Annotated in this window: 6 protein-coding genes and 1 pseudogene; 1 reads left to right on the top strand and 6 read right to left on the bottom strand. The window is 31.6% G+C overall.

Annotated elements, in window-relative coordinates:
- Positions 1 to 528 (top strand): annotated as a pseudogene (locus MN581_RS09795) (transposase); the annotation flags it as partial.
- Positions 529 to 587: 59 nt separating this feature from the next.
- Here the strand turns inward: MN581_RS09795 and MN581_RS09790 are convergent.
- The 6 genes from MN581_RS09790 to MN581_RS09765 all read right to left on the bottom strand — a co-directional run bounded on the left by MN581_RS09790 (position 588) and on the right by MN581_RS09765 (position 10,490).
- Positions 588 to 2,321, bottom strand: a complete 1,734-nt coding sequence (locus MN581_RS09790; protein ID WP_117973526.1) for a pyruvate oxidase — start codon at positions 2,319 to 2,321, stop codon at positions 588 to 590.
- Positions 2,322 to 2,522: 201 nt separating this feature from the next.
- Entirely contained in the window at positions 2,523 to 3,131 is a 609-nt protein-coding gene (locus MN581_RS09785; protein ID WP_347247406.1) for a carbohydrate-binding domain-containing protein, read from the bottom strand.
- Positions 3,132 to 4,476: 1,345 nt separating this feature from the next.
- Positions 4,477 to 5,478, bottom strand: a complete 1,002-nt coding sequence (gene add / locus MN581_RS09780; protein ID WP_241699691.1) for an adenosine deaminase — start codon at positions 5,476 to 5,478, stop codon at positions 4,477 to 4,479.
- Between the two features lie 264 nt (positions 5,479 to 5,742).
- Positions 5,743 to 7,851: a transglycosylase domain-containing protein gene (locus MN581_RS09775; RefSeq protein WP_241699690.1), complete on the bottom strand. Its 2,109-nt coding sequence runs from the start codon at positions 7,849 to 7,851 to the stop codon at positions 5,743 to 5,745.
- Positions 7,852 to 7,989: 138 nt separating this feature from the next.
- On the bottom strand, positions 7,990 to 9,246 hold the full coding sequence (locus MN581_RS09770; RefSeq protein ID WP_241699689.1) for a PASTA domain-containing protein: 1,257 nt from the start codon (positions 9,244 to 9,246) through the stop codon (positions 7,990 to 7,992).
- A gap of 371 nt (positions 9,247 to 9,617) precedes the next feature.
- Positions 9,618 to 10,490 (bottom strand): hypothetical protein, encoded by an 873-nt coding sequence (locus MN581_RS09765; protein ID WP_241699688.1) that lies wholly within the window; start codon positions 10,488 to 10,490, stop codon positions 9,618 to 9,620.
- Between the last annotated feature and the right edge of the window lie 114 nt (positions 10,491 to 10,604).

Here is a 10,604-nt window from a genome sequence, read left to right as displayed (position 1 = left end):
GTTTTTTCAAAAAATATGATTATGTTTATGACGAATACTATGATCAATCTATTTGTCCCAATATGAAAACATTAACTTATACGACAACTAATCGAGATGGTTATCGAGAATATAAAAGTAACCCTCATGATTGTATGACATGTTCTTTAATAAATAAATGTACGCAATCAAAGGATAAGAGAAAACAAGTTCAACGTCATTTATGGGAAGATGATATGGAACGATGTGAGGACGTACGTCATTCCATTGGAATGAAATCTATCTATAATAATCGTAAACAGATGATTGAAAGGTTATTTGGAACAGCCAAAGAATTTCATGGATTACGTTATACCAACTTAATAGGTAAAGAAAAAATGCACATGAAAATTGGGCTTACTTTCGCATGTCTTAATATAAAAAAATTAGCAAAAATGCTTAAATTAAGAGACCTAGAGGGCTCTATTTTTTTGTCTATTTTTAATTTTTTACCTACATTAATCATAGAATATAAAAAAGACAATCCAATTACTCTTAATGAGTAATTAGTTTGTCTTCACTCTAAAACTACTCATTATGATAATGAGTAGTTTTTTTATTGCCATTTATTAAAAAAATTGACGTATAATCTCTTTTAATGGCGGTAATGTTGGCATTTTATGCTCTTGAACAATCGATTCAACAGAAAATTTTCCATACCCTTTTGCTTCATCCCAAACAATTTTTCCTGGTAATGGTGCATCATCTGCTACATAAACATTGACTAGAGTTGGAATAGTCACTTCTTTTAAAGTAGGGAGTAACTTTTCTAATTCTTCAGGTGTACGGGCAGTATAACCTACCCCTCCACATGCCTCAGCTACCTTAGCATAGTCTATATCATGTAAATCAATCTCATAATTAAGTTGACCAGCTGATTGTTGCTCATATTCAATAAAAGCAAGTTTTTGATTATTTAAGACAAATTGAACAAAGGGCAACTTATATTTTACTGCTGTTACAAAATCTTGCATCACCATAGAAAATGCCCCATCTCCTGCGATTGAAATAGTTTGTCTCTCTGGGTAATTTAATTTAGCAGCCAATGCTCCTGGTAGGGCACACCCCATCGTTCCTAACCATGCTGAAATAAGGTAAGATTGAGTTGGTTGCACCTTTAGGAATCTTGCTCCCCATGAGGTAGATGTCCCAACATCAATTGAGAAAATGGTATCTTTTTTAGCTATTTTTTCAATTGAATCCATAAGAAACGCAGGATGAATAATTTCTCCTTTTCTACTTCTCTCTTCTTCCATCCAATTATTCCAATGACTCATAGTTTGTTGGCAAGCTAATAAAAAGCGATCATTTTTGTATACCTCACCATATGACAAGATAGCCTCTAAAAAATCTTTCACGTCAGCTTCTATTGCTACATCTAATGGGAATCTAGTACCCATCACATCGGGATTAATATCTACCTGAATACCGCGACACCCTTTGTTAGGTAAATAATCCACATAAGGATAGTTCGTTCCAAGCAATAAGATTAAATCTGCCTCTTTCATTGCTTCATACGCTGGTTTTGTTCCTAATTTACCAACATTTCCTAAAGAATTTGGATGATTATCAGCTATAGTACCTTTACTTGGCATCGTTTGAATGATTGGTAAATGATTTTTTTCAATAAAATCCTTTAATTCTTTACCACTATTTTTTGCACCAACTCCGGATAATACGATTGGATGCTGAGCTTCTTGAAGTAATTGAATAACTTTTTCAATGTCTTGCTTTTCAATGGCTGGTGTTTTAAAAATATTTTCTTTCCCAGTAACATTTTTATATGTATTTGGAATCATTTTAGCTGGTAAATCATCTGGTATTGTTAACACTGCAACACCATGTTGATTAATAGCTGTACGAATTCCTTCATCTAATAGGCGAGGTAGAGACTCTGCTGATTGTACCATCTTATTAAAAACAGCAACATCTTGAAACATCTCTGTTGTATCTACTTCTTGAAAGAAATTTGAATTAACTAAAGAGGAACTTACTTGTCCTACAATAGCTAATACTGGGACATGATCCATTTTAGCGTCATATAAACCATTTAAAAGATGAATAGCACCAGGTCCGCCAATTGATAGACAAACGCCAATATTACCTGTCAACTTCGCTTCACTGGCCGCCGCTAAAGAGGCTACTTCCTCATGTCTAACTTGAATAAATTCTATTTCATTCTTCTTTTTTCGAAGGGCATCAACTGTTGTATCCACCGAATCGCCCGGTAAACCATATACACGCTCTATATTCCAAGATTCCATAACTTCCATCATGATATCAGATGCTTTTGTTTTTCCCATCATTCATTCCACCTCTCCTAGTTATAAGACTTATTTTACATCTTAATTCAAAAACAAACAAAAATTTAAATCTAAAAGAGATTATTTTTTTTTATATATTTTTTATATTTCAAAACAAACATAAAAGAAATAAAAAATCGATTATCGTATTGGATAATCGATTTTTCATTATTTTTATTATTCGGCTAATGGTTAAAATAATTAGTGTCTGCCACCCCCCATTCTTGCACCGCCTCCCATCATATTCTCAGGAATCTTATTAACTTCTTCACCATTTACAATTATGTCTCCATTTGAATCAATCGCGTCCGTATCGCCTTCTCCCACCGTGATATCAATTGTTCCATCATTGATGGTTATGATAGGCTCTGAAAAATTAGAAGCTGCAGCGTTAATAGCATCGTCAGACGCTTTTATTGTGATATTACCACCATTAATTGGCATCAAGGTTGCCTCTAATCCTTCTACACTAATTTGAATGTCAATAGTACCATTATCTATCACCATTTTTTCCTCTGCATGTATAGCATTATCTTCGCTTTTTATAATGTAATTACCAGAAATAAATTTCAAATCATCTTTCGATACAATACCGTCAGCAAAATTGGACACAACATTTAGGGTTCCAGTCCCCGTAAAAATTAAGTCATCTTTTGAATAAATTGTACCATCAATACTCTCATCACTTCGTGTTGCCGAATCTTCTAATGTGTTATTACTACCCTCAGATAATTCAATAACTGTATTTTTAGCTTGCTCTACGTAAATAGCTTCTCCTTCATTACTTTTAATTGTAACACCATTTAAAATAAGGCGTACATTTCACTCCATATTAATATGAACTCCAGCTATTAATGAACCTGTTAACTCATATGTGCCAGCTTCAGTTATATTAAGAGTTTCATTATTTAAGGTTATTTTTTTAGTTGGCAGACTATCCCAATCAATGTCTTCGTCTCCATTATCTAAATCAACCTCATTTGTTCCAGTTTGACTATCTTTAGTAGAAGTTGATATAGCACTTGTGACAATACTTTTAATTGATTCAGACGAATCATCTTTAGCAGTTAAATTGATTTGGGTAAAGAAAATTGTCCCAATAATAATGAAACATGCTCATCCAATATACAACCATTTTTTTATAGATTTCATTATAAGTTCCTCCCTAATAAATTATAGTTATTTAACTTAAGACACATTTTAGCGTTAAAAACTTAAACTAACCTAAAAAAGAAACTCTCTATTTTCCTGATAAACAGTATTTCTATAATAAATTAAAAGAAAGAACATTTTTTGGCTATTTTAAAAAAGGATTCTTTAAATACATGTATTTGTGTGATTTAAAAGTTAATTCGAACTATCGTCAACAAGGAATTGTGAAACAACTAATAAAAAGAGGATTATCATTGGTATTAAATCAAGGTTATAAAGGTATTTATACTCAAGGGCAGGATAATAATCTATCAGCTTGTCTGTTCTACCTAAAATGCGGTTTTAATATAGGCGTACTTGACACTAAAGTATATTAAAGAACTACTAAAGAAGATAAAAAAGACATCTATTTCTATTTAGATGCTTAAATTTTATACTAAATTATCCAAAATAATAAAAAGTTAATAATTTATAAAAAAGTCAGATAAATCAATGGTTGATTTATCTGACTTTTTTATTTAAATATCATAGTTTCTATCACTTTTTGAACAAAATGGTTATCTAAATAAAATGAGCAATAGATAAAATAAAAGGCTCAAGCAAAACAATATAATAAGTATGAGCAACCATTTGGATAAATTTTTATATGCATTCTTTAAAGTAGAGTATTTTCGTGCATCAAAATGATTTTGTAAATTTTTAGCTCCTTGTTTTGACCAATTATCTTTGTCTGCCATATTCAATAAAACATTAAAATCCTTATCATATTGGAGAATTTCCCAGATTGATAAGGTATAGAAGTAGCTTCAACGATATAAGACTTCGATTGCTTATCGATATACATATTAAAATGATACACATACGGTTTTATCAAATCTTTTTCAACTTCTACTTTATTAATTTCTTTTATGTTTACATAATTATCCAATACTTCCTCCATAGAAAAGTAGACAGGTTTCAATTTATAACCATTCATCAGTAGATAATACATAAAATAAACTCATTAATATATATACTCTCTATGTATCATATTTTTTAACCTTTCTTTTACTTCCGCACTTGAAAAAGATGCTTCTACAGCATTTAAATTCAATTGTTTCATCTCAGCTAATGTAAGATCAAAATAGGTTGCTAATAAAAAAAACTCATTAGTCAAATTCGTATTAGAGACTGTGCGATTATCCGTATTTATAGAACATAAAATATGATGATCTAAAAATAACCTAAAAGGGTACTCTTCCCATGTTTCTATAGCATTAGTTTGAATATTACTAGTAGGACATAATTCCAATAAGACATGCTGATTAGCACAATATTCCATTGCTTCGACACTATCTTTAATAACCACACCATGACCAATCCTCGTTGCTCCCATCTCGATTGCTTCAATCACATGTTGAATACAGCCACATTCTCCCGAGTGCAAAGTTATATTCAACTTTGATTGTGTCGCAATAGAAACAACCTCCTTGATTTGTCTATTTGATACAGCTTTCTCATCCCCAGCAAAATCAAACCCAGCAACTGGTTTATCTTTTAACTGATTAATACTATCTACAAGCTCCATATTCTTTGTTGTTTGATGGTGCCTCATAGCAGATACTAACAAGTTAACTTGTACATCAACTTCCTCCTGAGCCTTATCTATCCCTTTCATCACAGCTTGAATAATCTGCTCAACACTTAAGTTATTTCGCTGATGGAGTAGTGGAGCAAACCGAATCTCTATGTAACGAACATTTTCTTCTCCAACTTGTTTAACTAAATCATAAGCCGCTATTTCTAGATTTTCTTCATTTTGAAGTAATGCCAACACACTATCAAAGCTCTCCAAGTATTCTCTCAAATCTAGACATTTTTTAGGTGCTACGACCTTATCTAATTCCTTTAATGGAATTTTTTCTTTAATTGCTAGTTTCTTTAAAGTTTCCATTGAAATCGAACCATCTAAATGACAATGTAACTCTATTTTTGGTAATTGTTTGATTTTTTCTCTTGTTAACAAACTATTTCCCCTTTCTTATTCAGCCATGCTTGTATTTTTTGCAATTATTCATAGAATCATACTAAAATCTGTTGGTTTAAGCAAATTATTATCATTTTAAATATAGGTACTTAATCACATAGATAGTTTCATGATGATAGAAAAAAAGTTCATAAAAACAGTATATCAAAGATAAGATAAATATAAAAAATATCCCCGCTGAATTCATGTAATAGAAATCAACAGAGATAGTTTTTATCATCATCATGTAAAATTTATATTCCCCTAATCTTGATACGTTTGATCTAATATTTCTTTTGTTTTTAAATAATCTTCTTCAAGGGAATGATATTTGTCTATATCTTTTTCATCAATTTTCTTATTTTGTATCTTTAATTTGTCTAAATCAGTATCAGATAAAGTGTCTAGTTTAGGAATAAGTGGATTAGATTGTTGGTTACTTTTGAAAACTTCATTTCCAAATTCAAATGATTTAGCTTCTCTACCATTCATCATGACTTTAAAAGCACTATTCATTAAATATACTCTTCCTTGATTTGCTGTCTCATGTGGATAAGTCGTTGGTGCATAAGTCGCATCAACATAGGTTGGACTTCCTAGCCACGTAGCAATTGAAATCTCAGGTGATGCCATCACCAGAAGCGAATCTGGAGATTTAGTTTGACTGTTTGGTACAGAACTCTCAAAATTGCTTGAACCTGACTTCATCACATAAGTATCTTGACTAAAACCTGTATATTTAGGTCCAGCATACGGCTCTGATCCATTCTCTCCAGTCACTTCTTTTAGCATACTCACCATAGTTTTGGTCGTGCTTGAACTCATCGTTCGCTCGCTTTCAACATCAGAAAGTTTTATTTTGACAGAGTCCGTTTCAATACTTTCAATAGTTGTAGGTTCAACTCGAACGCCGTCATTTCCAAAAACGCTAAATGCAGATGACAATGCTAAAACATTCGTTGGATAATTAATTGCTTGCTCTGCTGTGTAAGTTGAGCCTTTTGGGTTATAAGATGCCAAACCCAAAGGTTCCATCATGCTGTTTTTTTGTTGGTCATTTGTCATTTGAAATGCTTCTACTGCAGCCGTATTAAGTGATAAGCCTAAAGCAAAAGAAGCACTTACCTGACCAAAATTTTGATTGCCATAGTTATTAACTTTCCAGTCGCCTACTGTGAAAGAACTCCCATTTTGCCTCGTATTTGGTGTCAGTCCAGCATACTCAACGGCTGGAGCATAATCTAGTAAAGGTTTAATCGTAGAGCCTGATGAACGTGTTGCAGTATATGGAATGAGTGGGTTATCTGAATTAGTTGCAAGACCAAGGATGTGTCCTGTTTTCGTGTCTACTACTGAAAGAGCAGTCAAACTTTCTTTATGCTCAATATAGCCATTAGGTAATCGGTCATCTTGAGGATAAGTTCCCTCTACTATATTGTGCAATTCTTTTAATTGATGACTATCTGCATAAGTTTTGACTGTAATCGTTGTATTTTGCGGTAAATTTAATCTGCTTAGTTCATCTTTAACTTTTGAAACGTAAGATTGATATTCTTTGGGTGTGCTTTGTTGTTTGTATCTTTTTAATGTAAACTCTTCATTTTCACTTTTAACCATGTCTACTGTTTGCTCATATATTTTTTTACTAATGAGTTCTTTGTCTTTCATAATAGATAGAACAGTAAGAGTCCGCTCCTTTCCACTTTTTTCAAAGTCTTGAACATAGACTGAAGGAGATTGACCTAAACCAGCCATATAAGCCATTTGAGCGACTTGTTTTGGGTCATTCTTATCTATATTAGACATATCATTACCAAATAGCTCAATTGATGCTGCTCTAACTCCTACAGTATTAGGAGTTAAACGTAATTCATTTAAATACGCTTTTAAAATCTCATCACGATTATATTTTAATGATAATTTTCTAGCATCAATTAATTGAATAATCTTATCTGACAATGAATTTTTATTGTTTGAACCAAACACCATGATTTTAACCAATTGTTGCTCAATGGTTGAAGCACCTCTAGAAACAACTTTTTTCCCTAATTTCTTTCTAACTTGAGAAACTACTGCCCCCATTGTGTCTTTGATAGAAAAGCCATTTGTTTTTCTAGTATAAAAAGAAGCATCTTCTACTGCTAGTAGTGTATCTAAATATAATTGATTCACATTCCAAGTTGGATTGTGTTGAACTGGATCAAATTTAACGACGACATTATTTTTATCTAATGGTTCACCATTTTTATCTAAAATAATGAAAGATTGTGTAATCTTATCATCAATGTTTTGAATTTCAAGTAAAGAACTATAAGGACTATATCGTTTGCTCATAATATAAGTTCCTATCGACATAGATAATATCATCATCATGGCTACCATCCCTAAAATGATTACGGCTAAATGGCGACGATTAAGAAACGTTGAACGTTTCTTAGAAACTTTTTTTTAGACATTGTAGACCTCCTTTTTCCTATTTATTAACCATACTGTTTATAAATAACAACATGATTAATCACTTGATTCTGTTGTCTCCTCTGTACTGGGTGAGGTAGTTTCACTAGTTGTCGAAGAGATAGAAGTAGAGGTAGAAGACGAAGTAGACAAGCTACTCGATTCTGAAGAAAATGCTTTTTTGACAATAGGTTGATTCTCCACTACTACTTGGATGGTAGATCCTTTAACAATAAATTGATAGGTTTGAGGTGAAGGTTCTTGTTTTAAAATTTTATCTTTTTCATCCCTATCCCAACTTTCCGTATCACGGATATCATCAGGGGCTGTTTCACCATTTTTATACGTCGTGTTAGTATAACCTTGTATACTTAAATTTAAGTTTAATTGGTTCATTTCTTGCTTAGCTTCTCTAACAGTCATCCCAACTAAATCTGGCATGTCGACTGATTTTTTAATTAGTTTCTCGTTAGTTTCTAAATTAGATTGAAGGTCACTATATTTTCTTTTAAACTCCTCTTCCATAGTTTTTGACTGAAGATAATTATTTGCCAAACCAACATATCCACTTAGTTCCATTCCAAATTTAGTATTCGGTGCGGGTATAGCTTCTAAAAGATTACGATAAGAATAAACTTGATGTTTAATGTTATTCGCTTCAATTATATTGTCATTTATTTCATCTAATAAACTAACAGATTTTTGAAAGCTTTGCTCATTTGTGACTGTTAGCATCCCTTCTTGATTATATATTTTGTTCAATAAATCTAGTAATTCTTGTCCATCTGTACTCATCTTTTCAGCATTTGTAACAGTTGCTTCTTGAAAGATATCCCTTAATTTATTATATTGTCTCGGTAGGACACTTCTGTAGTACATAATATACAATTCTTCAATATCTTCATCTTCTATAATGTCGATATGTTTCCTTAGATTCACCATAGTAGCATCAATATCTGAAATAGCTGTTTTTCCCTCCATTACTTCTAATAGTGATGCTTCATTTTTAGATAGTTGTTTAACTTTTTCATCATTTGCTTCATATAACCAAGACTCAAATGCATTATTTTTTAAAGCTCTTATTAATCTGGTATCTGTCTCTTCAATCTTAGTGAGAAGATAGATCTCTTCTTGAGTGATATTTTGTGCCTCAGGTATATCATTAATATAATGATATGCTTTGAAAAATAAATAGGCACTGACTAAACTAATTATTAGAAAAAATGAAATAATAAATCGTTTCCAAGATTTACTTAGTTTCTTATATTTTTTATTCTTTGTTTTAGATATCCTCACACGTTTTTTCTTTTTCATTTCGGATAACCTCATGTATCTTTTATGATTAATATAATTCTATATTTTTTTGATAAATATGTAATTAATTATACACTAAAATAGAACAAAAAAGACAAGATACCTATACTTAAAAAAATAGATTAATAGCTACCTCATAATAACTAATAAAAAACTAAGATAGACATCATCCCAAAAACTCTTAGTTCAATCAATTAATTCCATTTACATTTGAATAATGATTACTCTTCATCTATCGTCTTTTGCGTGTTAAAGAACATTCTTCCTGTCAATAAATATCCTACAGACTGGTTAATACAGAGTCGTTTTCTCAATAAATATTGATAGATAAATGATTTAATAAACTCTTACAGTAATTCATATAGCAGGTCTTACTCAATTTTCTTATACGTTGTTTCTCCCATTTTAATCGTTTGATCATCAATTAATTCTAACGTCATAGTTTTATCTGTCAAAACAATGGTTAGTGTATTTCCATCAAGTGTTACCTCTTCCACTTGTTTTTTCTCAATTGGTTCACCTGGTCCTCTGAAGATTTCCACTTCACTATCTGAAACAATTGTAAAGAAACTATCTCCTGGTACAACTCCCCACTTACCTACCATCTCTTGTAACTTTTCTTTTCCTTTATTAGCTGGTGATTTAACTATTTCCCCCGCTGCAATATCTGTGTCTAATATTTGATCCCAACTTGTATCACGACTTAAATTTCTAGGTTGACCATCTCTTGGCATATCATTATACATATTGCCATCATAATCAATCGCAATGGTTGTTCCAGGTGCTTTTTCAAAACCTGGCACATAAATATTAACACTGTATCGATAATCACCCTCTGTATTTTCATCCGATAATACACGATATGAATAACCATTGGATTTTGATTGATACATATGAGCTAATACCCATTCTCCAAAAGTATCAACTGTTTTAAACAAGGCTCTAGTATCTTTGGTAGGCTGCATCTCTTTTTTTGCTTCATCAAACGTTTTAACTGCTGTTTTATCCTCTGAAAGAATACTATATGTATCATCACTAACTGATTGATTTTTAACCTCATCTTTTTTCAACCCATATGTTAACAAGATTGATCCGTCATCTTCTAAATATAATCTTTCAAAATCTGATTTAGTACTATTTTCATCTAGCGCTAAATACTTTGAAGAGTTAGTTGGCAACACAGTATAAGTTTTATTAGTAGATGGTCTTAAAATAATTTCATCACCGTGAAGGTTCTGTTGCAAAGTTTTAAATCTACTATCAAATAAGGTAGAATAATAGAAAAAGATAGCAGGAGGAATGACGATGAATCATTTTAAAGGAAAGCAATTTCAGCAGGATGTGATTATTGTAGCCGT

This window comes from Vagococcus sp. CY53-2, from assembly GCF_022604695.1.
Classification (GTDB): domain Bacteria; phylum Bacillota; class Bacilli; order Lactobacillales; family Vagococcaceae; genus Vagococcus.
This window is presented reverse-complemented; position numbering and strand designations above follow the sequence as displayed.